20 protein-coding genes are annotated in these 23,040 nt (G+C 72.3%); 12 read left to right on the top strand and 8 right to left on the bottom strand.

The window, feature by feature from the left end:
• Positions 1–82: 82 nt before the first annotated feature.
• Positions 83–1,444: a glutamine synthetase family protein gene (locus tag Nocox_RS14350; RefSeq protein ID WP_020541537.1), complete on the top strand. Its 1,362-nt coding sequence runs from the start codon at positions 83–85 to the stop codon at positions 1,442–1,444.
• 66 nt (positions 1,445–1,510) lie between these two features.
• Here Nocox_RS14350 and Nocox_RS14355 read toward each other — a convergent pair whose 3' ends face one another.
• Together Nocox_RS14355 and Nocox_RS14360 are read right to left on the bottom strand one after the other, a co-directional pair.
• Positions 1,511–3,445 (bottom strand): S8 family peptidase, encoded by a 1,935-nt coding sequence (locus Nocox_RS14355; RefSeq protein ID WP_084685392.1) that lies wholly within the window; start codon positions 3,443–3,445, stop codon positions 1,511–1,513.
• Positions 3,446–3,607: 162 nt separating this feature from the next.
• Positions 3,608–4,234 carry an AAA family ATPase gene (locus Nocox_RS14360; RefSeq protein ID WP_020541539.1) on the bottom strand — a complete coding sequence of 209 codons (627 nt, stop codon included), beginning with the start codon at positions 4,232–4,234 and terminating at the stop codon, positions 3,608–3,610.
• A gap of 433 nt (positions 4,235–4,667) precedes the next feature.
• On the opposite strand from Nocox_RS14360, the gene Nocox_RS14365 reads away from it, so the two are divergent.
• The gene (locus Nocox_RS14365) at positions 4,668–5,381 is read left to right on the top strand and encodes a PaaI family thioesterase (protein WP_020541540.1); all 714 of its coding nucleotides are present in this window, start codon (positions 4,668–4,670) and stop codon (positions 5,379–5,381) included.
• Positions 5,382–5,445: 64 nt separating this feature from the next.
• Here Nocox_RS14365 and Nocox_RS14370 read toward each other — a convergent pair whose 3' ends face one another.
• Positions 5,446–6,303, bottom strand: a complete 858-nt coding sequence (locus Nocox_RS14370) for an alpha/beta fold hydrolase (RefSeq protein WP_020541541.1) — start codon at positions 6,301–6,303, stop codon at positions 5,446–5,448.
• A 51-nt stretch (positions 6,304–6,354) separates the two neighbouring features.
• On the opposite strand from Nocox_RS14370, the gene Nocox_RS14375 reads away from it, so the two are divergent.
• Positions 6,355–7,050 carry a type 1 glutamine amidotransferase gene (locus Nocox_RS14375; protein ID WP_020541542.1) on the top strand — a complete coding sequence of 232 codons (696 nt, stop codon included), beginning with the start codon at positions 6,355–6,357 and terminating at the stop codon, positions 7,048–7,050.
• Here Nocox_RS14375 and Nocox_RS14380 read toward each other — a convergent pair.
• Positions 7,016–7,621, bottom strand: coding sequence for an HXXEE domain-containing protein (locus tag Nocox_RS14380; protein WP_020541543.1), 606 nt, complete (start codon positions 7,619–7,621; stop codon positions 7,016–7,018). The two genes, Nocox_RS14375 and Nocox_RS14380, sit on opposite strands and share 35 nt — an antisense overlap.
• 79 nt (positions 7,622–7,700) lie before the next feature.
• Between Nocox_RS14380 and Nocox_RS14385 the strand changes: the two genes are divergently transcribed.
• Genes Nocox_RS14385 through Nocox_RS14395 form a run of 3 tightly spaced genes read left to right on the top strand, consistent with a single transcriptional unit; the run spans position 7,701 to position 12,244 of the window.
• Positions 7,701–10,628 carry a bifunctional [glutamine synthetase] adenylyltransferase/[glutamine synthetase]-adenylyl-L-tyrosine phosphorylase gene (locus tag Nocox_RS14385; protein WP_020541544.1) on the top strand — a complete coding sequence of 976 codons (2,928 nt, stop codon included), beginning with the start codon at positions 7,701–7,703 and terminating at the stop codon, positions 10,626–10,628.
• Positions 10,629–10,660: 32 nt separating this feature from the next.
• Entirely contained in the window at positions 10,661–11,692 is a 1,032-nt protein-coding gene (locus Nocox_RS14390) for a hypothetical protein (RefSeq protein WP_157382867.1), read from the top strand.
• A gap of 18 nt (positions 11,693–11,710) precedes the next feature.
• A complete protein-coding gene (locus tag Nocox_RS14395) occupies positions 11,711–12,244 on the top strand; it encodes a GNAT family N-acetyltransferase (protein WP_026213988.1) in 534 nt (177 codons plus the stop codon).
• On the opposite strand, the gene Nocox_RS14400 is transcribed toward Nocox_RS14395, so the two are convergent.
• The gene (locus Nocox_RS14400) at positions 12,225–12,773 is read right to left on the bottom strand and encodes a TetR/AcrR family transcriptional regulator (RefSeq protein WP_020541547.1); all 549 of its coding nucleotides are present in this window, start codon (positions 12,771–12,773) and stop codon (positions 12,225–12,227) included. The genes Nocox_RS14395 and Nocox_RS14400 overlap by 20 nt on opposite strands.
• Positions 12,774–12,867: 94 nt before the next feature.
• Here Nocox_RS14400 and Nocox_RS14405 point away from each other — a divergent pair, with 94 nt between their 5' ends.
• Positions 12,868–13,320, top strand: coding sequence for a nuclear transport factor 2 family protein (locus tag Nocox_RS14405; RefSeq protein ID WP_020541548.1), 453 nt, complete (start codon positions 12,868–12,870; stop codon positions 13,318–13,320).
• On the opposite strand, the gene Nocox_RS14410 is transcribed toward Nocox_RS14405, so the two are convergent.
• The gene (locus tag Nocox_RS14410; RefSeq protein ID WP_026213989.1) at positions 13,302–14,150 is read right to left on the bottom strand and encodes a LysR family transcriptional regulator; all 849 of its coding nucleotides are present in this window, start codon (positions 14,148–14,150) and stop codon (positions 13,302–13,304) included. The two genes, Nocox_RS14405 and Nocox_RS14410, sit on opposite strands and share 19 nt — an antisense overlap.
• An 84-nt stretch (positions 14,151–14,234) precedes the next feature.
• Between Nocox_RS14410 and Nocox_RS14415 the strand changes: the two genes are divergently transcribed.
• The 4 genes from Nocox_RS14415 to Nocox_RS14430 all read left to right on the top strand — a co-directional run bounded on the left by Nocox_RS14415 (position 14,235) and on the right by Nocox_RS14430 (position 19,839).
• On the top strand, positions 14,235–15,485 hold the full coding sequence (locus Nocox_RS14415) for an MFS transporter (RefSeq protein ID WP_157382868.1): 1,251 nt from the start codon (positions 14,235–14,237) through the stop codon (positions 15,483–15,485).
• Between the two features lie 6 nt (positions 15,486–15,491).
• Positions 15,492–16,193 (top strand): B3/B4 domain-containing protein, encoded by a 702-nt coding sequence (locus Nocox_RS14420; RefSeq protein ID WP_020541551.1) that lies wholly within the window; start codon positions 15,492–15,494, stop codon positions 16,191–16,193.
• 272 nt (positions 16,194–16,465) lie between these two features.
• Positions 16,466–18,649, top strand: coding sequence for an AAA family ATPase (locus tag Nocox_RS14425; RefSeq protein WP_020541552.1), 2,184 nt, complete (start codon positions 16,466–16,468; stop codon positions 18,647–18,649).
• Entirely contained in the window at positions 18,646–19,839 is a 1,194-nt protein-coding gene (locus Nocox_RS14430) for an McrC family protein (RefSeq protein WP_020541553.1), read from the top strand. The genes Nocox_RS14425 and Nocox_RS14430 overlap by 4 nt, the downstream gene beginning before the upstream one ends.
• 87 nt (positions 19,840–19,926) lie before the next feature.
• Here the strand turns inward: Nocox_RS14430 and glnA are convergent, their stop codons facing one another.
• Both glnA and Nocox_RS14440 read right to left on the bottom strand, forming a co-directional pair.
• The gene (glnA, locus tag Nocox_RS14435) at positions 19,927–21,351 is read right to left on the bottom strand and encodes a type I glutamate--ammonia ligase (protein ID WP_020541554.1); all 1,425 of its coding nucleotides are present in this window, start codon (positions 21,349–21,351) and stop codon (positions 19,927–19,929) included.
• A gap of 94 nt (positions 21,352–21,445) precedes the next feature.
• Positions 21,446–22,249: a hypothetical protein gene (locus tag Nocox_RS14440; RefSeq protein ID WP_020541555.1), complete on the bottom strand. Its 804-nt coding sequence runs from the start codon at positions 22,247–22,249 to the stop codon at positions 21,446–21,448.
• A gap of 295 nt (positions 22,250–22,544) precedes the next feature.
• On the opposite strand from Nocox_RS14440, the gene Nocox_RS14445 reads away from it, so the two are divergent.
• Complete coding sequence (locus Nocox_RS14445) at positions 22,545–23,006, top strand: RDD family protein (protein ID WP_020541556.1); 462 nt, start codon at positions 22,545–22,547, stop codon at positions 23,004–23,006.
• The last annotated feature ends 34 nt before the right edge of the window (positions 23,007–23,040 follow it).

Below are 23,040 nucleotides of genomic sequence, written 5' to 3' on the forward strand. Positions count from 1 at the left end.
CACCGCCACCCCCCGTAACCTGTGCGAAACACGGACACGGCATCCTGATAGGAGACCTGTTCTGTCTGCATGAGGGGATGCCTTGGACCGCCAGCAGGAGTTCGTGCTCCGCACGCTCGAGGAACGCGACATCCGGTTCATCCGGCTCTGGTTCACCGACGTTCTCGGCTTCCTCAAGTCCGTCGCCATCGCCCCGGCCGAGCTGGAGGGCGCGTTCACGGAGGGCATGGGCTTCGACGGCTCGGCCATCGAGGGCTTCGCCCGCGTCTACGAGTCCGACATGCTCGCCAAGCCCGACCCGTCGACGTTCCAGATCCTGCCCTGGCGCAGCGAGACGCCGGGCGCCGCGCGCATCTTCTGCGACATCCTGATGCCCGACGGCTCGCCCTCGCACGCCGACCCGCGCTGGGTGCTCAAGCGCACGCTCGCCAAGTGCGCCGACATGGGCTTCACCTTCTACACCCACCCCGAGATCGAGTTCTTCCTGCTGAAGAACCGGCCCGAGCCGGGCGTGCGGCCCGAGCCGATCGACTCCGGCGGCTACTTCGACCACACGCCGCACAGCTCCGGCCACGACTTCCGGCGCCAGGCGATCATGATGCTGGAGTCGATGGGCATCTCGGTGGAGTTCAGCCACCACGAGGGCGCGCCCGGCCAGCAGGAGATCGACCTGCGCTACGCCGACGCGCTCACCACGGCCGACAACATCATGACCTTCCGCCTGGTCATGAAGGAGGTCGCGCTGGAGCAGGGCATCTGGGCCTCGTTCATGCCCAAGCCGTTCACCGAGCACCCCGGCTCCGGCATGCACACCCACATGTCGCTGTTCGAGGGCGACCGCAACGCCTTCTACGAGGCCGGCTCCGAATACCGCCTGTCCAAGGTCGGCCGGTCGTTCATCGCCGGGCTGCTGCGGCACGCCGCCGAGATCACCGCCATCACCAACCAGTGGGTCAACTCCTACAAGCGGCTGTGGGGCGGCGCCGAGGCCATCGCCGGCCAGGGCGGCGAGGCCCCCTCGTACGTGTGCTGGGGCCACAACAACCGCTCGGCCCTGGTCCGGGTGCCGATGTACAAGCCGCACAAGGGCGGCTCCACCCGCATCGAGTTCCGCTCGCTCGACTCCGCCTGCAACCCCTACCTGGCCTTCGCGCTCATCCTGGCGGCCGGGCTCAAGGGCATCGAGGAGGGCTACGAGCTGCCGGCCGCGGCCGAGGACAACGTCTGGACCCTCACCAGCGCCGAGCGGCGCGCCCTCGGCATCCAGCCGCTGCCGGGCTCGCTCAACGACGCGATAGAGGTCATGGAGCGCAGCGAGCTGGTCGCCGAGACGCTCGGCGAGCACGTCTTCGACTTCTTCCTGCGCAACAAGCGGGCCGAGTGGCGCGAGTACCGCCGCCACGTCACCGAGTTCGAGCTCGGCCGCTACCTGCCCATCCTCTGAGCCGGCCGCTCCCTCGGCGGAGGCCGTCCGGTCCCGGCCGCGTGGGGACGGGACCGGACGGGCGGCTCACTTGTTGACGTGCCTGTACAGGTAGAGCGCGGCCTTCTTCATGGCGGCGGCGCTCTTGCCGGCGCGGTGCCGCTCGGCGGCGGCCACGGCCTGCTTGAGCGTCGTCCTGCCGTGCACCCTGTCCGAGGCGTCGTGCACGCCGTGCGCGTAGTTCAGCCAGGCGGCCAGCAGCTCACGGTCGAGCAGCGCCCTGGCGGCCTTGCTCCTGGTCGACAGCACCTTGTACGCCTTGCTCAGCGTGCCCGCGCCGGTCAGCTCGGGGAAGACCTTGCTGCCGTTCTGGGCCAGCGTGAGGTAGCACCGCAGGGTGGCGTCGCTGAGCGAGCCCTTGCCGCGCAGCATCTCCCTGGCCCAGGCCTTGGCGCTCAGCGGCTTGCCGCCCCTGCCGCGCGAGCAGGTGTCGGGCACGGGCTGCGGGTCGCCGTAGATGCCGGGGTCGACGTTGTGGTGGCCGTCCTCGGGCGAGGTCGTGGGCGAGGTCGTGGTCGTGGGGGTCGGCGTGGGCGACGGGCCAGGGGTGTGGGTGCCGGTCGGCGCCGGGGTGGGGCTGCCGGTGGGCGTCGGCGTGGGGGAGGGGGACGCCTTCGGCGGCAGGGCCGCGGTGAGGTCGATCCGCCTGGTGGTCACGCCGCCGTACGTGATGGCCTTGCCGGTGTCCTGCAGCTTGGCGACCCGGCCCTCGCCGGGAAGCTGCGGGTACGCCTGCCGCACCAGGGCCAGCGCGCCGGCCACGTGCGGGGCGGCCATCGAGGTGCCGCCCAGCACCCGGTAGCCGCCGCCCGGCACCGCGCTGTTGATCTGCACGCCGGGCGCGAACAGGTCGAGCAGCGCCCCCCGGTTGCTGAAGCCCGCCACGGCGTCCTGGTCGTCGGTGGCGCCGACGGCGACCGCCGCCGAGACGCAGGCCGGGCTGGACACGCCGTCGGCGAAGCCCTCGTTGCCGGCGGCGACCACGACGGTCACGCCGAACTGCTTGAGCCAGACGATCTCGTCCTTCAGCGCGCCGGCCGACGGGTCGGCGTCGCAGTGCCGCGTCTGCTTGGCGCCGCCGCCGAGGCTCATGTTGACCGCGATGACGTTCTTGCCGGCGTGGACGCTGTCCACGTACTGGAGGGCGGCCTTCTGCGCCGAGACGAAGGTGGCGAAGCACGGCGCGGCCCTGCCCAGCTGCTCCTGGCAGACGGGGCCGTCGAGCCGGGTGAACACCTGGACCGGCAGGATGCCGGCCTCGGGGGCGACGCCGTTCGACGGGGCGCCGGCCGCCTTCTTCCCGGCCGCGATGCCCGCGACGTGGGTGCCGTGGTAGCACTGGTTGGCGCCGTTCACGACGCACGCGGGGATCTCGGCGTCCGCCGCGCCCGCGCCGGTCTGGACCGACTGGCCGTTGGGGCACAGCGGCCTGGCCCCGTAGTACGGGTCCGTCGACGTGGCGGAGAAGCACGCCTCGCCGACGATGCGGCCGGCGAAGAACGGGTGGTCGCGGTCGATGCCGGTGTCCAGGACGGCGATGGTCGAGCCCTTGCCGGTCCAGCCGGCCGCGTTGGCCTTGTCGGCGCCGATGAGCTTGGTGCTGGCGTCGAGCGTGGCGACGCTCAGCCGGTCCTCGTAGACGGCGGCGACGCGGTCGTCGGTCCTGACCTCCTCCAGCGTCGCCTTGTCCAGGTTGGCGACCAGGAAGTCGTCGGAGAGCTTCTTGTCGACGACCTGGGTGCCCTTGGACGCCTTCTCGGTGTCGGTGGCCACGGCCTCGACGCTCTGGCCCTTCTTCAGCTCGATGACGGCGCGTACCTTGTGCCCGCCGCGCACCTCCGCCGTGACGTTCCTGGCGATCTCGGGATCGCCCGCCGCGGCGTGGGCGGGGGCGGCGATCAGCGCGCCCGTGGTGGTGAAGGCGAGCACGGACGCGCCCGCCAGCAGAGACCGTAGTCTCACTGGACCTCCGGGGGGTTGAGGGGGTCCATCCGCCGGCGCTCATGGCGGAGTGCGAGCAGCGCTCAGCGACCCCGCGGCTCCCCGTGGCCGACGTCGGAACGTTCCCCGTTGACGTTGAGGGGCCAGCGTAAGGAGTTACCGGAGGAAAGGGTGGGAATGAGGTTATTCCGTTATCGGGAAACCTCCGCTTACCGGATCATGATCGGGTTCGAACACGATGGCCTCCAGCAGGGCGGCCGCGTTCCTGTCGATGACGCGGGCGGCGGCCGCCGGCGCCGGGTCGCCGCTCCTGACGCGCGCCATCAGCGCCTCCCACCTGCGCCGGTGCCGGGCGAACGTGCGCGCCGCGACCACCCGGCCCCGCTCGTGCTGGCCCGCGAGCGCCGTCTCCGGCGGCGTGTCCAGCAGCAGCAGGTGCAGCCGCGCCCCGTGCCACCGCGCCAGCCGGTCGAAGCCCCGCAGCACGGACGGCGCGCAGCCCCGGTTGTGCGCCACCACCGCGCGCCCCGAGGCCAGGGCGCGGCCGATGCGGGACAGGTGCGTGGCGAAGACGACGGCGCGGCGCACCGGCGGCGGCGCCCAGCCGAGCCGGCCCGCCCAGCGCCGCTTGGACTGGTAGGAGTCGATCACCACGACCGCCCCCCGGGCCACGGGGACGCTCTCCGTGCCGTGCAGCCCGTACAGGCGGCGCAGCAGGGTCGTCTTGCCCGCGCCCGGCAGCCCGGTCAGGATGACCAGGGATCCGGGCGGATAACGCACCGTGCCGGCGTGGGCCGGATCGTCCAGCACGCTCAAAGGTCTCCTCTTCCCCGTGCGCCCCCTCGCGCGGGCGCGTGCCTCCCAGACTGTCCGAGGAAGCGGCCCGGCGCGCGCCCGTACGGAATCCGAAGCCCGCTCGTATCGGCCGAATGGTGTGCGGGACGCCGGAAACCCGGGCTAAAGTGCTTGCCAGACGCCTTGATCGGTCTCACTCCGGAGCGCTCGCGGAGTGAGGCCGATTTTCGTTGCTTCTGACCCCCGAGTCATCTCCACGGCATGTGCGGTGCCTAGTGTCCCGGCCAAGGGTGGGAAGTTTCGGGCCCCTTCGAGGCGTTACGCGGTGTGTGGACCGAGATGTTACGACCCCCCTGCCCTCGGGTAAAGCGGGAGTCCAGTAAAATCGGCCCGTTCTTTATGATATTTCAGGACTTCGCGCCCTTGTGGCGACATAGGAGGGTGTGGCATGACGACGGCTGCCCTGCAGACCGTGTTGACCGTACCGCAGCGCTTCCGCGGCCCCGAAGGAGTAGCCAACGGCGGCTGGATCGCGGGCACGATGGCGGAGACGCTCAACGGTGGCCGATCAGCCGTCGAGGTCACGCTCCACGCCCCCACCCCGCTGGAGACCGAGCTGCGGCTGGAGCACGTCGCCAACACCGCCTCACTCTCCCGCGGCGACGACCTGCTCGTCGAGGCCATCCCCGTGGCCGAGGACCTGGAGGGGCCGGGCTTCGTGCCGTTCAACGACGCCGCCCGCGCCGAGGCCGGCTTCGCCGGGCTCCAGGCGCACCCCTTCGCCGAGTGCTTCGCCTGCGGCCTGCGCGAGCCGGGCGACGGCCTGCGCATCTTCCCCGGCCCGGTGGCCGGCTCCGACCTGGTGGCGGCCGGCTGGCGGGTGCCGTTCACGGTGGCCGGCGAGGACGGCGTGCCGGCCTCGATCATCGGCGCGGTGCTCGACTGCATCACCGGCTGGGCCCACTTCGGCCCCGGCGAGAGCGCGCTGCTCGGCCGCCTCGCCGTGCAGCTCCACGGCCGGGTGCACCCCGGCGGGCGCTACTCCGTGGTCGCCCGCCCGAGCGGCCGCGACGGCCGCAAGATGTTCGGCGAGAGCGCCATCTACGAGGTGGACGGCACGCTGGTGGCCGCCGGCCGGGCCACCTGGATCGCTCCACGCTGACCCCGCCCTCCGGCCTTCCCGCCCATCCCGTTCCGCACGGGATGGGCGGTGTCGTCTCCGCCGGTCACGGAGCCGTGAGCCGGTCCACGAGGGTCGCGACGCAGCGCTCGTCGAACACGATCGTGTAGTGGTTGCAGTCCGGGACGACCTCGTCGCGCAGGCCGGGCAGCCGGGCGGCCCAGGGGGCGGCCAGGTCGTCGGGGAGCATCGGAACGTCCTGGTTCAGCAGCCCGCGCGGCGCCCGCAGCAGGGTCATCGGCGCCTTGACCGCCTCCAGCGCGGCCGTGAGCGCGGCCTGCTCGGTGTGCAGCCAGCGGCCGTCCTCGCGCACCGCATCGGGCACCGCGCGCGAGCGCAGCGCGCCCTCGGGGCCGGTCAGGTCGTAGCGCACGTACTCCTCGACGTCGTCGCTCCAGTGGCCGGCGAAGGCCGGATGGTTCCTGAAGAACTCCACGTACGCCTCCGCCGACGGGTACGTCTGCCGCAGCCGGTCCAGCGCGGGCCCGAGTGCCGCCGCCAGCGCCGCGTCCGGGTCCACGCCCTCGGGCAGCGGCGGGAACGGCAGCCCGCCGTCCACCAGCACCACGCGGGCGAAGTCGCGCCGCGCGGCGGCGAGGACGGCCACGTACGCGCCCATGGAGTGGCCGGTCAGCACCGTGCCGCCGTCCGCGCCCACGTGCTCGGCGACGCGCAGGACGTCCTCGGCGTGGCGGGGCAGGCCGTACGGGCCGGGCAGGCCGGCGCTGTGGCCCCGGCCGCGCAGGTCCATGGCGACCAGCGTCCATCCGGCGGGCAGGGCGCGGGCGACCGCCCCCCAGGACATGAGGGAGGCGGTGATGCCGTGGACGGCGATGACGAGGCGGGGGCCGGTCCCCGCGCGGGCGATGCGCAGGCCGTCGACGTCGTCGAAGGTGAAGGTCATGTCCGGGATCCTAGGTATTTCCATGAGGAAGTTTCTCCCATAATTACCGTTATGCGAATCACGGTCATCGAGCACGAGCGGGAAGCCGGGCTCGGCTACCTCGCCGGGTGGCTCGGCATCGCCTGCGACGTCGTCCGGCCGTACCTGGGGGAGGAGGTGCCGGCGCGGGCCGCGGACGGGCTCGTCGTGCTCGGCGGCGCGGCGGCGGCCTGGGAGGACGAGCGCAGCCCCTGGCAGCCCGCCACCCGCGACCTGCTGCGCCGTGCCGTGGACGAGGCCACGCCCACCCTCGGCATCTGCCTCGGCGCCCAGCTCCTCACCCTGGCCTGCGGCGGCGCGGTGGAGCGGGGCGGCAACGGGCTGGAGGTGGGGCTGCGCGAGGTCACCGCCCTGCCCGCCGCGCGCGAGGACCGGTTGTTCGCCGGCGTCGGCGCGGCCCCCGCCGTGCAGTACCACCAGGACGCGATGACCCGCCTGCCCGCGGGCGCGGTGCCGCTGCTGACCGGCTCGCAGTACCCGAACCAGGGCTACCGGCTGGGCCCGGCCGCCTGGGCCGTGCAGTTCCATCCCGAGGCCACGCCGGAGATCTTCGCCTCCTGGACGTACGAGTCCGGGCTGGACGCCGCCGAGGACCTGAACCGGGAGGTCAAGGCCGCGGAGCCGGACCTCGTCGCCGCCTGGCGGCCCATGGCCCGCGCCTTCGCGGCCGTGGTCAGGGAAGGAGCCTCCGGCGCGGGCGCCGCCTGAGCGGCCGGCCCTCCGCCCGCCCGTGGCCGCCCGCCTCCGTGCGGCGAGCCCGGGTGAGCAGGTGCGCGAGGCCGTGCACGGCCCCCAGCACCAGGGGGAGCGCCGCGAGGCCCGCCGCGCCCGATCGGCCCGCCCCGTCCGTGGCCACCCCCGCGGCCCTGAGCCGCCGCCACGCCCACACCGTGTACGGGATCACCACCACGGGCGCGGTCACCACCCCTGGCGTGTAGCCGCGGGCGAGCGCCGACTGGGCCAGGTGCATCACCCCGTGCGCGCCGAACCCGGCCAGCACCGTACGGAAGACCGGGCTGCGCCCGCCCGTGGCGGCCCCGCGCGCCGCCGCCCCCGCCACGATCCCGCCCATGAGCCCGATGGCCACGGTCACGTGCGCCTGCGACATCTCCAGCCGCTCCCACGGGACCCCGGGGAACCGCTCCTCCAGCCGGGGCCGGGCCGAGCGCAGCCAGCCCGCCATGGTGGCCAGCTCCTCGGCGTCGTGGACGGCCCACGCCGCCAGCAGCCCCCACGTCACGCGGGCCGTCACGGCCGGGCTCCCGCCGTCCTCCGCCATCCTGGCCTCCTCCCGAAACACAACGCAACGTTGCGTTGTCATACTAGGGCGATCAGCCCGGCTCCTGCAAAATGGAGAGGTGCCCAGGATCGAATCCACCGCCGCGCGACTCGCCAAGCTCGGTTTCGCCGACGGCGCCCGGGCCGCCCAGCTCGTCCGCCAGGCCGACCCCCGCCTCGACGACCTGCTGGAGTCGCTGGTCGACGTCGCCGACCCCGACCTCGCCCTCGTCTCCCTGACCCGGCTGGCCGAACGCGACCCCGCCGTGCTCGACGCCCTCCGCGACGACGACGGCCTGCGGGCGAGGCTGCTCGCCGTGCTCGGCGTCAGCGACGCCCTGGGCGAGCACCTCGTCCGCCATCCCGAGGACATCGCCCGCCTGGCCCGGCCCGACCAGGACGACTCCAGGGACGAGCTGCTGCGCGCGGTCGGGGCCGACCCCGCCGCGCCCGAGCCGGCGGCGGCGGGCGAGGACGTCCTGACGGCGCTCCGCGTGGCCTACCGGGGCCGGCTCATGCACCTGGCCGCCCGCGACCTCACCGGGCAGGCCACGCCGCAGGAGGTCATGGCCGAGCTGTCCGACCTGGCCGGGGCCGCGCTGGAGGCCGCGCTCGCCGTCGCCCGCACCGAGGTGGACGCCTCCGACGTGAGCCTCGCGGTCATCGGCATGGGCAAGTGCGGCGCCCGCGAGCTCAACTACATCAGCGACGTGGACGTGGTCTTCGTCGCCGAGCCGCGCGAGGGCGCCGACGAGGCCAAGGCCCTGCGCACCGCCACCCGCCTGGCCCAGGCCATGATGCGGGCCTGCACCGCGACCACCCCCGAGGGCGCGCTGTGGGAGGTGGACGCGGGCCTGCGCCCCGAGGGCCGCTCCGGGCCGCTGGTGCGCACGCTCGCCAGCCACCTCGCCTACTACCGGCGCTGGGCCAAGACGTGGGAGTTCCAGGCGCTGCTCAAGGCCCGCCCGGTGGCGGGCGACCTCGCGCTGGGGGAGTCCTACGTCCAGGCCGTCAACGACCTGGTGTGGACGGCCGCGACCCGCGAGCACTTCGTCGAGGACGTGCAGGCCATGCGCCGCCGGGTCGAGGCGCACGTGCGCGCCGAGGGCGAGCGCCAGCTCAAGCTGGGCCCCGGCGGGCTGCGCGACATCGAGTTCGCGGTGCAGCTCCTCCAGCTCGTGCACGGGCGGCTCGACCCGCTGCTGCGCCGCCGGGCCACGCTGCCCGCGCTGGCCGCCCTGGCCCGCGGCGGCTACGTCGGCCGCGACGACGCCCGGGGGCTGGCCGAGGCGTACGCGTTCCTGCGCAGGGTCGAGCACCTGCTCCAGCTCCACCGGCTGCGCCGCACCCACGTCGTCCCCACCGCGGAGGCCGATCTGCGCAGGCTCGGCCGCGCGCTCGGCATGCAGGCCGACCCGGTGGGGGAGTTCACCGCCCGGTGGCGGCGGCACGCCAGGGAGGCGCGGCGGCTGCACGAGAAACTGTTCTACCGGCCGCTGCTGCAGGCGGTGTCGCGGTTGCAGGAGTCGGAGGCGCGGCTGTCCACGGCCGCCGCGGCCGACCGCCTGGAGGCGCTCGGCTACCTCGACCCCAACGGCGCGCTGCGCCACCTGGCCGCGCTCACCTCGGGCGTGTCGCGGCGGGCCGCGATCCAGCGCACGCTGCTGCCGGTCATGCTCGGCTGGTTCGCCGACACCCCCGACCCCGACGCGGCCCTGCTCGGCTTCCGTCAGGTCAGCGACAAGCTCGGCGCCACGCCGTGGTACCTCCGGCTGCTGCGCGACGAGACCGCCGTGGCCGCGCGGATGGCCAAGGTGCTCGGCACCAGCCGCTACGCCACCGGCCTGCTCATGCACGCCCCCGAGGCGGTCGCCATGCTCGGCTCCGACGAGGAGCTCGCCGTACGCTCCCCGGAGTCGCTGGCCGGCGAGGCGGCGGCGGCGAGCTCCCGCCACGTCGCCGACGGCGACCCGGAGACCGCGGTGGCCGCCGTGCGGGCGCTGCGCCGCAGGGAGCTGTTCCGCACCGCCGTGGCCGACCTCTCCGGCCTGATCGACATCGAGACCGTGGGCTGCGCGCTGTCGGCGCTCAACGACGTGACCCTCCAGGCCGCCCTCGACGCCGCGCTGCGCAAGGCCGGCGACGTCACCTCGTTCGCGGTCATCGCCATGGGCCGGCTGGGCGGCATGGAGTGCTCCTACGCCAGCGACGCCGACGTCATGTTCGTCCACCAGCCGCGTCCCGGCGTGGCCGAGCGCGAGGCCACCGACGCCGCCTTCGCGGTCGCCAACGAGCTGCGCAGGCTGCTGTCGCTGCCCGCGCCCGACCCGCCCCTGCTCGTCGACCCCGACCTGCGTCCGGAGGGCCGCCAGGGGCCGCTGGTGCGCACGCTCGCCTCCTACCGGGCCTACTACGCGCGCTGGTCGTCGCCGTGGGAGTCCCAGGCGCTGCTGCGGGCCAGGTTCTCGGCCGGCGACGCGGAGCTGGGGGCGGCGTTCACCGCCATGGCGGACGAGCTGCGCTACCCGAGGGGCGGCCTGCCCGACGACGCCGTACGCGAGATCCGGCGGCTGAAGGCCCGCATGGAGGCCGAGCGGCTGCCGCGCGGCGCCGATCCGGCCCTGCACACCAAGCTCGGGCCCGGCGGGCTCTCCGACGTCGAGTGGGTGGCCCAGCTCCTGCAGCTCAGGCACGCGGGAACGCTCCCGTCGCTGCGCACCACCCGCACGCTCGACGCGCTGCGCGCCGCCGTCGCCGAGGACCTGCTCGCCCCCGCCGACGAGGCCGTGCTGGCCGAGGCGTGGCGCTTCGTCTCCCGCGTACGCGACGCGCTCATGCTGGTCAAGGGCCGCCCCGGCGACAGCGTGCCGCGCGACGCGGGCGAGCGCCGGCTCATCGCCCAGACCCTCGGCTACCCGCCCGACGGCTCCGAGGACTTCCTCGACGACTACCGCCGCGTCACCCGCCGCGCCCGGAAGGTGGTGGAACGCGTCTTCTACGAGGGTTGATGGGCGTCGCCCGGCGGGTGTATCAAGGCGCGATGTTATCCGTCTACGTGGATCTCGCCCTCGGCCTGGCCGTGTCGTTCCTGCTGCTGTCGCTCCTGGTGAGCGGCCTCAACGAGGCGGTCGTGCGGCTGCTGTCCATCCGCAGCAAGTTCCTGTGGGCCTACCTCAGGGACACGCTGGACGGCGCCGACCTGAACGGGTCCTGGCTGCCCGCCCGCGTACGCGACGTCTTCACCCGGCTGCCGTTCCTGCGTGACCCGCGGCCCCGCTACAGCGACCTGCCCGCCCCGCCCGAGGCCGGCGTGGTGCCCGACCCCCGGGCCAAGGCCGACGACGCCGTGATCAAGCTGCTCTACGAGCGGGTCCGCGAGATCGACCATGCCAAGCGCGGGCGCACCAGCATCGCCGACATCCCGCCCGGCCGCTTCTCGGTCGCGGTCATGGAGCTGGCGACGAGCGAGGACGGCGACGTGGAGCGCTTCCTCGCCAAGCTCAAGGCCGCCGACAGCCCGCTGTACGGCCACCTGAAGGGCGTCTGGGAGACCGCCCAGCGCGACCTCGGCCGCTTCCGGCAGGGCGTCGAGACCTGGTTCGACGGGGAGATGCAGCGGCTGTCGCTGCTCTACAAGCGCTACGTCAAATGGGTGCTCGCCGTGCTGAGCCTGCTGGTGACGCTGGTGTTCACCATGGACGGGCTGGAGTACGCCAAGACGCTGCTGCGCGACAACGCCTTCCGCGCCTCGGTGACCGCCGTGTCCGAGGCCGGGCCCGACGCGTACAGCGAGCTGAAGGCCCAGTGCGCCGGTGCGGACCCCGTGCACTGCGTCACCGAGACGATGAGCCGGCCTGCCCTGGTGCGGATGCTCGGCCAGGCGCTGGTCAGCGTGTCGTTCCCGGAGCAGGGCGGGCCGAGCGTCGAGTGGAACGGCTCCAGCTGGTGGAACCGCCTGATGACGCCCAGCCACTGGCCGGGCTTCCTGCTGACGTACGTGGCGCTGCTGTTCGGGGCGCCCTTCTGGTGGGATGTCCTGCGCCGCGTGACGGGGATCAGGTCCCGGCGCTGAGGGCCTATCGTTGCTCGGATGAGGACAGAACGGTTGATCATGCGCAGATGGCGCGAGGAGGACCGCGAGCCCTTCGCGGCCATGAACGCCGACCCCGCCGTCATGGAGCACTACCCCGCGCCGCTCACGCGCGAGCAGAGCGACATCATGGTGGACCGCATCGAGCGGCAGTTCGACGAGCGCGGCTACAGCCTGTGGGCGCTGGAGGTCATCGGCACCGGCGAGTTCATCGGCTTCACCGGGCTGGCCTGGCAGACCTTCGACGCTCCCTTCCTGCCCGCCGCCGAGATCGGCTGGCGGCTGGCCCGCCCCGCCTGGGGGCACGGCTACGCCACGGAGGCCGCCAGGCGGGCGCTCAGGTACGCCTTCGAGGAGGCCGGCCTGACGGAGGTCATCTCCATGACGGCCACCACCAACCTGCGTTCGCAGGCCGTCATGCGGCGCCTCGGCATGACCAGGGACCCGGCCGAGGACTTCGACCACCCGTCCGTGCCGGAGCACAGCCCGCTGCGCCGGCACGTCCTCTACCGGCTCAGGGCCGGCAGCCCCTGAAGATGATCTCCAGTGTGCGGTCCTGCAGCTCCGGCGTCCAGCCGGCCAGCAGGGCCGCCTGCGAGGCGGCCGCCAGCAGGGCGGTGACCTCCTCCAGCCGTACGTCCTCGCGGACCGCGCCGGCCTCCTGAGCGCGGCGCAGCAGCGTGCCCAGGGGCTCGTCCAGCGCCCGGAGCGCGCCGCCGAGCCGCAGGTCCGCCCCGCCGCCCGTGAGCAGCTCGGCCACCGTCCTGCGGGCCGCCGCCGCCTCCACGACACGGGTGAAGAACGCGAACAGCGCCGTCTCCGGGTCGCCACTCGCCGCCAGCTCGCCGGCCTCGGACACCAGCCGGGCGAGCAGTGCCTTGAGTATGGCGGCGATCAGGTCGTCCTTGGCCGGGAAGTGCCGGAACACCGTGCCGATCGCCACCCCTGCGCGGGCCGCCACCTCCTCCGTGGACGCCGACGCGCCACGCTCGGCGAAGACCTCCTCGGCGGCGGCCAGGATGCGCTCGCGGTTGCGCCGGGCGTCGGCACGCAACTGGGCCACCGGCGTCCTCCCTCTCTCGTTGACAACCTGAGTCGGCACTCATTATCGTCACTCAACATGAGTGCGTACTCATCTTAGATGCCGAGGAGGCGCCATGGGCGCACGCGAGGTGTTCGACCGGCTGCGTGGCTACCTGAGCGGCGAGCACGACGACGAGGAGCTCTGGGCCGAGGACGTCGTCGTGGAGACGCCGTTCGCCGCCCCCGGCCGGCCGCGCAAGATCGAGGGGCGGGCGGCGTTCCTCGACCATGCCCGCGCCGGACGGGCCGCGCTGCCGTTCCGGCTGGAGATGAGCGCGGTCACCGTCCACGAGACCGCCGACCCCGACGTCGTCATCGTCGAGTACGAGCTCGGCGCCGCCCTCCCGGGGACCGGCGAGCGGTGCTCGGCCTCCTTCGCCGGCGTGCTCAGGGCGCGTGACGGGCAGGTCGCGCACTGGCGGGAGTACCAGGACACGCTGCGCGTCGCCGCCGCCACCGGCCGCCTCCCGCACCTCCTCGCCGCCCTCGGGCAGGGCTCGCCGGACGTTCAGGACGCCATGGCGTAGAGCACCTCGCGCAGGGCGGGCTCCCGCCCGCGCAGCCACACCAGCCGCAACGCCAGCGTGAACGGCGGACCGGCGCCGGCGGCCGGCGGGCCCAGGGGCACCAGCGTGCCGGCGGTCAGATCGGCGTCCACGGCGAAGTCCGGCAGCAGCGCGCTGCCGAGTCCCTGCCTGGCCCACTCGCGGGCGGTCGCGATGCTGGTCAGCTCCCTGCGCGGCACGAGATCCGCGCCCGGCAGCCGGTCGGCGGCCAGCCGGATCGTGCAGCCGCGCGGGCTGACCAGCAGCGGCTCGGTGTCACCGCCGGGCGCCGCGACGAGCGACAGCCGCACCTCGCCCACGTCCAGGAAGTCGAGCCCGTCCGGCGGGTCGAAGCCGAGCCCGCCCACCCGGTGTCCCGTGTCCAGCAGCAGCGCCGCGTCCAGCCGCCCGTCGGCCACCCCGGCGAGCAGGTCGCGCCGGGGCAGGGCGCGTACGTCGACGTCCAGGTCGGGACGGCGCTCGGCCAGCCGGCGGATCACCGCGGGCAGCCGGGCCGCCGCCACCATCTCCAGCGCGCCGAGCTGGACCCGGCGCCGTCCGCCGGTCACCGCCCGGCGCACCTCCTCGGCGTGGTCCAGCAACGCCGGCGCCCGCGCCAGCAGCGTCGCGCCCGGCTCCGTCAGCCGCATCCCCCGGGACGTCCGCTCGAAGAGCGTCACGCCGAGGCTCCGCTCCAGCCGGCGCACCTGCTCCGACACGGACGCCGGGGCCAGGCCGAGGGCGTGGGCGGCCTCGGTGACCGTCCCCGCGCCCGCCACCGCCACAAACCCGCGCAACTGCCGTAAATCCATGCCGGCCAGCATACGGTTCTCCCGAACGCTCCCTCAGGACGTCCCTGTTGAGCGGGACATGCGGGTTTCCGCAGGCTGGGCGGCATGCGTATGTTCGGCTTCTCCCTCGCGTACTTCCTGGTGATGCTCGACACCACGGTGCTCACCGTCGCCCTGCCCGGCCTGCGGGACTCGCTCGGCGGCTCGCCGGCCGGCCAGCAGTGGGCCGTGAACGCGTACACCGTCGCCTTCGCCGCCGCCCTCCTCACCGGTGGCTCCGTGGCCGACAGGTACGGCGCGGCCCGCGTGTTCAAGCTCGGCGTGGCCGCGTTCGGCGGGCTCTCGCTGCTGTGCGCCGCGGCGCCGCACCTCGATGTGCTGATCGCGGCGCGGGCGCTGCTCGGCGTGGCCGCCGCGCTCTGCACGGGCGGCTCGTTCGGGCTGCTGGCCGAGATGTACTCCGAGCCCGCCGCCCGCGCCCGCGCGACCGGCGTGTGGGCCGCGCTCACCGGCACCGCACTGGCCGCCGGGCCGCTGCTCGGCGGCCTGCTCGTGGACCTGTACGGCTGGCGCGCCGTCTTCCTCGTCAACCTGCCGCTCGCCGCCGTCAGCCTGCTGGCCGTCCGCCCGGTGACCTCCCCGCGCGGCGTACGCGGCATCGACTGGCGGGTGCAGGCCCTGGCGGGCGCGTTCCTGGGGCTGCTGGCCGAGGCCGTGATCGACGCCTCGCCCGTCGCGGGCGCCCTCGCGGTGGCCGCGCTCGCGGCGCTCGTGGCCGCCGAACGCCGCAGCCCCGACCCGGCCCTGCCCGGCGGCCTGCTCGCCGCCACCTGGCCCGAGCTGCTGGCGGGCGTGGTCGCGAACTTCGCCTTCTCCGGGGCACTGTTCGTCCTCACCCTGATGTTCCAGGACGTCCGCCACCTCACCCCCATGGCGGCCGGGCTGGCCTTCCTGCCACTCACGCTCCCCATGGCCGTGAACCCGCTGCTCACCGGCCGCCTCGTCGCCCGCCACGGGCCGCGCCCGCCCATCCTCGCCGGCCTCGCCCTCGTCGCGGCCGGGCTGGGCGGGCTGGCCCTGACCGAGGCCGTCGCGCCGTGGCTGGTGGTGACGGGCCTCGGACTGTCGTTCGTGCTGCCCGCGCTCATGGCGGGGATGGCCGGCCGGGCCCCGGCGGGCACGGTGGGCACGGCGGGCGGCGTGCTCAACGCCTTCCGCCAGGCCGGGGCCACGCTCGGCGTCGCCGTCATGGGCGTGATCGGCCGTCCGCTGCTGGCCGCCGCCGTCCTCACCGCACTCACCTGCGCCTGCTACGGCCTGGCTGCCGCCCGCGCCCGGCGGGTCCGGGTATCGTGAACGGTTGTGCGTTTCCAGCATTCCGCGGCCCTGTGGCGCGACTTCCCTGAGCTGGTGCCCGGCGTCCTCGCCGCGCGCGGCCTGCACGACGGCGTGTCCGTGGACGACCGGCTGGTCCCTTACACCGAGGCCGCCGCCAAGCGCCTGGCCACCGCCACGGAGAGCGAGCTGCCGGAGATCCGGGCCTGGCGGCGGGTGTTCACCCGGATGGGGCTCAAGCCCACCCAGTACAGATGCGCCTCGGAGTCGCTGCTGCGCCGCTTCCGCAAGGAGGGCGCCCTGCCCCGCCTGCACCCCCTCATCGACCTGTGCAACGCGGTGTCCGTCGCCTACGCGATCCCGGTCGCCGTCTTCGACGTCTCCCGCGTCGCGGGCGACCTGGAGGTGAGGTACGCGACCGGAGAGGAGACGTACCTCACCTTCTCCGGCGACAGCGAGCACCCGGCGCCCGGCGAGGTCGTCTTCGCCGACGCCGAGGGCCGCGCCCACGCGCGCCGCTGGACGAACCGCCAGAGCGGCCTGTCCGCCGTCCGCCCGGACACGACCGACGTCCTCATCGTCGCCGAGGCCCTGCACGAGACGGCCCGCGCCGACATCGAGTCCCTGACGGCCGCGCTCGCGGCCGACCTGACCACCCTCTGGCCCGCCGCCACCCCACGCCCGGCGATCCTCACCCCGGCCACCCCCCGCTTCGACACCACCGCCTGACGCGCCCAGCAGTACTCGCCGCTGGTCAACAGCGGCACCTCGACGCTGAATGCGCGGCGCCACCGGGAACGGGCCGAAATGCGGATCATCTGATCTCGTCCGCAGAACACTCTGAGCTCGCTGCAGCTCCCACCCAATAGCGCCCTTTAAGTAACATATGCCGAAATAGCACGAAATTCGTCGCAGTTCGCCGCACCTTCGGGTCCTGCCCTTTCGTGTCACGCAGGATTGCCGGAAGATGTAGAAAGGAATTCATACAGAAGGGATTCCTGATGGATCGGGAACAGGGCGTGATCGTGTGCCGGGCGGCACGCGAGGTGGTCGAACGCGGGGTGCTGAGCGGGCAGTCGTCCTTCGCTCCCGGCCTGCGAGCGTGGACGCCAGACGCCGCGGACGAGTTGTTCCGCCGGTTCGTGGAGAACTTCGACGAGTCCTCCGACGAGTTCCTGGTCAAGCTCAAACGGCAGATCTCCGAAAGCAGCGACGAGGCGATCGTTCTTGCCGCCGAACTGCTCTATCTCAACCTCATGCCGCTGAGCCCGGCCACGATCGGCGTCCACCGCAAATTCGAGATTCTGGACAGCGTGCTGTCGTGGGCGTCCTTCGAGGTGAAGGTGCCCGACGCGTTAGCCGCGGCGGCCTCACCGGGATACATGAAGGGTGGCCAAGCGTTCCTCAACTACCGCTGGGCCCAGTTCGCGTTCCTCATCCGCCTCATGCGGCTTCTGGTGAAGCTGCCTCATGACGAACGGGAATCGGTTCTGCAGGATCCGTGGCGCTTCCGGGACCTCGCCGAGTCGGTGCTCGCCGACTTCGACGGCAAGTCACGGGCCCGTGCTCAGTATCACGTGCTGCTGTTCCTGCTGTTCCCCGACGTGTTCGCCCCGGTGTCCGTCGAGCGCAACAAGCAGCTCATCCGGGATGCCTTCGCCGATCGGCTGGCCGAGCCGACCGGCGATCTCGATCGTGACATCCACGCGATCCGCCTGCGGATCGAGGCAGAACACGGTGGACGGTTCAGCTTCTATGACGAGCCCTGGCGGTCTCGCTGGGAGCCGCCTCCGCCGCCACGGCCGCAGAAGGGCTGGCTGGTACGGGGGGCCAACGTCGACGGCGTCAACGCGATCCCGCTGTGGCTGGCCGACGGCTTCTGCTCGGTCAGCTTCTCCGAAGTTGGACAACTCCCTGCAGGCGCCTCCCGGCAGCAGGTCAAGGACGCCGTCGCCGCCGGGCTCCCCGATGCCAAACAAGGCAAGAAGGATGTCGTGGCCGGGCAGCTGTGGCGTTTCCTCAGCGGCTTCCAAACCGGTGATCTCATCGCGACCGTCGACGGTGATGCCGTCTACGTCGGCACCATCACCGGCGATGCGTACTACGACGATTCCGCCGGCCGTGGCCTGGCGCGCCGCCGTTCGGTCGAGTGGAACCCCACCCCTATGAGCCGTCAGACCCTTGCCGCGGAAGCCCAGGCCAAGCTCAAGACCGTGATGACGATCGGCGAGCTGACCAGTGTGATCGCGGCACTGGCCACCGGCGCCGGGCTGGAGGAACAGGTCACCGACGAGGTGCTCGCCCAGGACGAGACCCGCGGCCTGATCGTGCCGGCGCTCACGCAGGAATTCGCCGACGGCCTGCTCATGCCGCTCGGCTGGCTGCAGGAGACCGCCGACCTGCTGACCGCCAAGCGGCAGCTGATCCTTTACGGCCCGCCCGGCACCGGCAAGACCTACCTGGCCACCAAACTCGGTGAGGCGCTGGCCGGACCCGATCGCACCAGCCTCGTGCAGTTTCATCCTTCCTACGGGTACGAGGACTTCATCGAAGGCTTCCGCCCCCGGCTCGGCGAGAACGGCACGATCGGCTTCGACCTGGTGCCGGGCCCGTTCAAGAACGCCGTGGAAGCCGCGGAGAAGGAACCGGACCGGCCTTATGTCCTCGTCATCGATGAGATCAACCGCGCCAATCTGGCCAAGGTGTTCGGCGAGCTGTACTTTCTCCTGGAATACCGTAACCACGAGATCATGCTGCAGTACTCGCCGGACGAGCCGTTCAAACTGCCCAAGAACGTCTTCATCATCGGCACGATGAACACCATCGACCGCTCGGTGGCATTGATCGACGCGGCCATGCGCCGCCGGTTCGCCTTTCGTGCCCTGGCCCCTGACCGGTCCCCGGTCGACGGGCTGCTACGCCGCTGGCTGGAGCACAAGCAACTTCCCCTTCTACCCGCGCTCCTGCTGGAGGAGGTCAACCGCCGGCTGAACGACCCGGACCGCGCCGTCGGCCCCTCCTACCTGATGACGCCCGATGTGGCCACCCGGCGCGGGCTGGAACTCATCTGGGCGGCCGAGATCCTTCCCCTGCTGGAGGATCAGCTCTACGGCAAAGTCGACGACGTCGAAGCCGAGTACGGCCTGCCGGTCCTGCTCGCCGCGCTCGCTGACACTCCGTCGTGACCCTGCATCTCGACCTCGCCGAGGCCGGCGGCGGCGAGCCCTGGCCTCTGACTGCGGCGCAGGTCGCCACGCTGGCCACCGTTCCCGAACTGGTGGCCCTCACCCCCACCGTGGGCGGACGATGGCGGCTCGCGGGACGCCAGCGTGTCGGGATCGTACGGCTCGGTCACCACGACGGCGCCGTCGAATTACGCATCCAACCGAAAATGCCCGTCCGGCGGCTCCTCGGCCTGCTCGGTGACGACAACGTCTGGCAACACCGACAGATCACCGCTGCCGTCGACGACCTGCTCGTGCCCGCCCTGGCCACGGTGTTCGCCCGCGAGGCGGAGCGCGTGCTTCGCAGCGGAGTTCTGCACGGTTATGTCTACCGCGAGGACGCTCTCACCGTCGTACGGGGCCGGATCAGGACCAGCGCCCAGCTGAGCCGCCGGTTGGGGCTGCCTACCGCGATCGAGGTCGCCTATGACGACTACCTGGCCGACATCTCCGAGAACCGGATACTCCTTGGTGCGATCGAGCTCGCCCAGACCCTCCCCGGTGTCGCGGACAGCACGGCCACGCTGCTGCGTCATCTGAGCGGGAGGCTGGTTGGCGTTGTCCCCGTTCGCCCCGGGGCACCGCTGCCGCCGTGGCGGCCCTCCCGGCTCAACGAGCGTTATGTGCCTGCGCTCCGGTTGGCTGAACTGATCCTTTCCGGAGCCTCACTCCAGCAGGAGGGCGAGCAGGCAATACGGATCGACGGGTTCATCCTGGACATGGCCCAGATCTTCGAACGCTTCCTCACCCGGCAACTGGCCGCGGGGCTTTCGCCGTACAGCCTGCGCTGTGCCGCCCAGCAGAGGCGCCGGCTCGATCAGCAGAGGCGGGCGGTCTTCCGGCCGGACATTCTCATCTCTCGCGACGGGCGGCCCACCGCGGTCGTGGACGCGAAATACCAGGCGCTGGGCGGCACCCCGCCAACGGAGCATCTGTTCCAGCTGATCTCCTACTGCACCGCTCTGGGCCTCACCGAAGGGCACCTCGTCTATGCCTCCGGGACGCCGCCGGCGGAGCCGTACAGGATCAAGAACTCGGACATCCACGTCCACGTGCATGTCCTGGATCTCAACCAGGAGCCCCCTGACCTCGCAGCCGCCGTAGCCTCGTTGGCCGGCTGTGTCGCAGCCGGCCGGCGAGCGCATGCGTGAGGCCGCCGAGCATGCCCTGAACGGCTGGTCGCTCGACGGCCTCACGCCGGATGCCCTGTATCGCCCTGAGTCAGGGGCTTGCCCCGATCAGACGTCGTAGTAGAGCTCGAACTCGTGCGGGTGCGGGCGGAGGCGGATCGGGTCGACCTCGTTCTCCCGCTTGTACGACAGCCACGTCTCGATCAGGTCGGGCGTGAAGACGCCGCCTTCGAGCAGGTAGTCGTGGTCCTCCTCCAGCGCGTTGAGCACGTCGCTGAGGGAGCCGGGCACCTGCGGGATGTTGCGGGCCTCCTCGGGCGGGAGCTCGTAGAGGTCCTTGTCGACCGGCTCCGGCGGCTCGATCTTGTTGCGGATGCCGTCGATGCCGGCCATGAGCATCGCCGCGAAGGCGAAGTACGGGTTGCACGACGGGTCGGGCACCCGGAACTCGATGCGCTTGGCCTTCGGGTTGGAGCCCGTGATCGGGATGCGGACGCAGGCCGACCGGTTGCGCTGCGAGTAGACCAGGTTGACCGGAGCCTCGTAGCCCGGCACCAGGCGGTGGTAGGAGTTGACCGTCGGGTTGGTGAAGGCCAGCAGCGACGGGGCGTGCTTGAGCAGGCCGCCGATGTAGTAGCGGGCGGTGTCGGACAGGCCCGCGTAGCCGACCTCGTCGTAGAACAGCGGCGAGCCGTCCTTCCACAGCGACTGGTGGCAGTGCATGCCGGAGCCGTTGTCACCGAAGATCGGCTTGGGCATGAACGTGACCGTGTGGCCGAACTCCATCGCCGTGCTCTTGATGATGTACTTGTACAGCATCAGGTTGTCGGCGGTCTTGAGCAGCGTCCCGAACTTGAAGTCGATCTCCGCCTGCCCGGCGGTGCCCACCTCGTGGTGCTGCATCTCGACGTCGATGCCGCACTCGATGAGGTTGCGGACCATCTCCGAGCGCAGGTCGGTGAAGTGGTCCATCGGCGGCACCGGGAAGTAGCCGCCCTTGTAGCGCGGCTTGTAGCCGAGGTTGCCGCCCTCGGTGGCCTTGCCGGTGTTCCAGGCGCCCTCGATGGAGTCGATGTAGTAGTAGCCGGCGTTCTGGCGGGTCTCGAACCGGACGTCGTCGAAGATGTAGAACTCGGCCTCAGGGCCGAAGTAGACCGTGTCGGCGATGCCGGTGCCCTTGAGGTATTCCTCCGCCTTGCGGGCGACGTTGCGCGGGTCGCGGCTGTAGGCCTCGCCGGTCAGCGGGTCGTGCACGAAGAAGTTGATGTTGAGCGTCTTGTGCTGCCGGAACGGATCCAGGACGGCGCTGGCCGGGTCGGGCAGCAGGAGCATGTCCGACTCGTGGATCTGCTGGAAACCACGGATCGACGAACCGTCGAACATGAGCCCGTCAGTGAAGACGCTCGCGCCGAAGTTCTCTACCGGGAAGGTGAAGTGGTGCGTCGTCCCCGGCAGGTCGGTGAACCTGACATCGACGAACTGCACCCCTTCGTCACTGATGAACTTCAGGACGTCGTCGGCGGAGTTGAACACTCTCGAACCTCCCTGGGGACTGGCCATCATTGCGACGCTAGGGCTAGGGCGTTTCCGCATGGTGTCCCGACTGTTTCGCACATGTTACGCAGGGTCAGGTCTCCTGCGACGCCCTGCACCCTTCATCGAAGGGCTCCTCGTCCAGGACGTAGGGGTCGTGCGGCACGCCCGTCGGCGCCACGGTGCCGGGCGGCAGGTCGTCGTAGACGGGGTGGATGTAGCCGTCGTCGGTGTCGCAGCGGGCGGGCGTGGCGCTCGCGCCCCAGTCGCTCACCCAGGCGACCAGCCGGCCGCCGTCGCGGTGGAGCAGCACCCGTCCGGTGGGGTGGGTGACGACCCGGATGACGGTCCGCGGCTGACCGGGCCGATGCACGGCGTACACGACGAGGTGGTTGAGCTTCACCTCCACCCCGCGCAGGCCGTCCTCGTGGAACGTCCCGAGGGTGATCTCACCCTTGACCTTGACGACGTCGGTGGCCGGCACGGCGGTGCCCGGGGCGAAGCTGTTGACCGCCTCCCTGCCGAGGCCGTCCGCGCCCGGGTCCAGGCTGAAGGTCCGGCGCTGGTCGCGGTCGAGGGCGGCGACGAAGGCGTCCGGGTCGCCGCCCTCCAGCGTCCTCCTGTCGAGGTACGCCGCCGCCAGCAGGTCGCGTACGCGCTCCAGCCCCTTGGCCACGTCCTTGCGCGACAGGCCGCCCATCGCCCTGGCCTCGGGAAGGACGAAGCCCGCGATCCCGTCGGCGTAGTCCGCGGCGGGCGAGCCGGCGTACGGGTCGGAGGAGACGGCGTCCACCACCGGTGCGACGGCCTCCTCGACCAGCGCTCCCGGCGGGGCCAGCAGGCCGGGCCGGAAGGTCACGACCAGCCCCGCGGCGGCGACCACCGCCGACACGACCACCAGCGCCGGCCACCACCGCCCCGTCCGCCGCCTCGGGGGCGCGGCGTTCCCGAAGCGGTCCCGGAGCCGGGCGAGCGGGTACGGCGAGCCCGCTCCCTGCGGCTTCCGGCCTCCTTGGCGGCCCTGGTCGCCTCGGCGCGCATGCGGCGCCGCTCACCCTCGTCTATCTGTCCGACCAGCTCGTTGAAGCGCTGGTCGAGGTCGTCCCCCTGTGGCATGCGGTCCATGGTGGCGGGTCCATGACGCGGTTGGGTCACGACGCGGACCGGCCGCCCGGGCGGATACCGTTGAAGGCATGAGCAGCAAGGAGCCCCGGTGGACGCAGACGTGGCTCGGCGGGGTCAGGTCCGCCGGCATCGACCTCGGATATCCGGGGGAGCGCCTGGGGCTGCCCCAGGAGGGCAGCGGATCGGTCACCGGCTGGGGCCGCCGCATCGTGGCGCTGGTCATCGACTGGATGATCTGCACGTGGGTGGTCGTGCAGCTGCTGCTGCGGATGAACCCGGCGGATGCGCCGTGGGCGGTGGTGACGGTGTTCGCCGTCCAGTATCTGCTGCTCGTCGCGCTCATGGGGCAGACGTTCGGGCAGCGGCTCATGGGCATCAGGGTCGCGGCGATGGACGGCGGCAGCCCCCGCCTGCTGCCCGTGCTGGTGCGTACGGTGCTGCTCTGCCTGGCCGTGCCCGCGCTGATCTGGGACCGCGACCACCGCGGCCTGCACGACCGGGTGTCCAACACGATGGTCGTCCGCATGTGACGTTCTCCCGATAAAAAGCGTACCGGGTTCAAAA

This window comes from Nonomuraea coxensis DSM 45129 (assembly GCF_019397265.1).
Lineage (GTDB): Bacteria > Actinomycetota > Actinomycetes > Streptosporangiales > Streptosporangiaceae > Nonomuraea > Nonomuraea coxensis.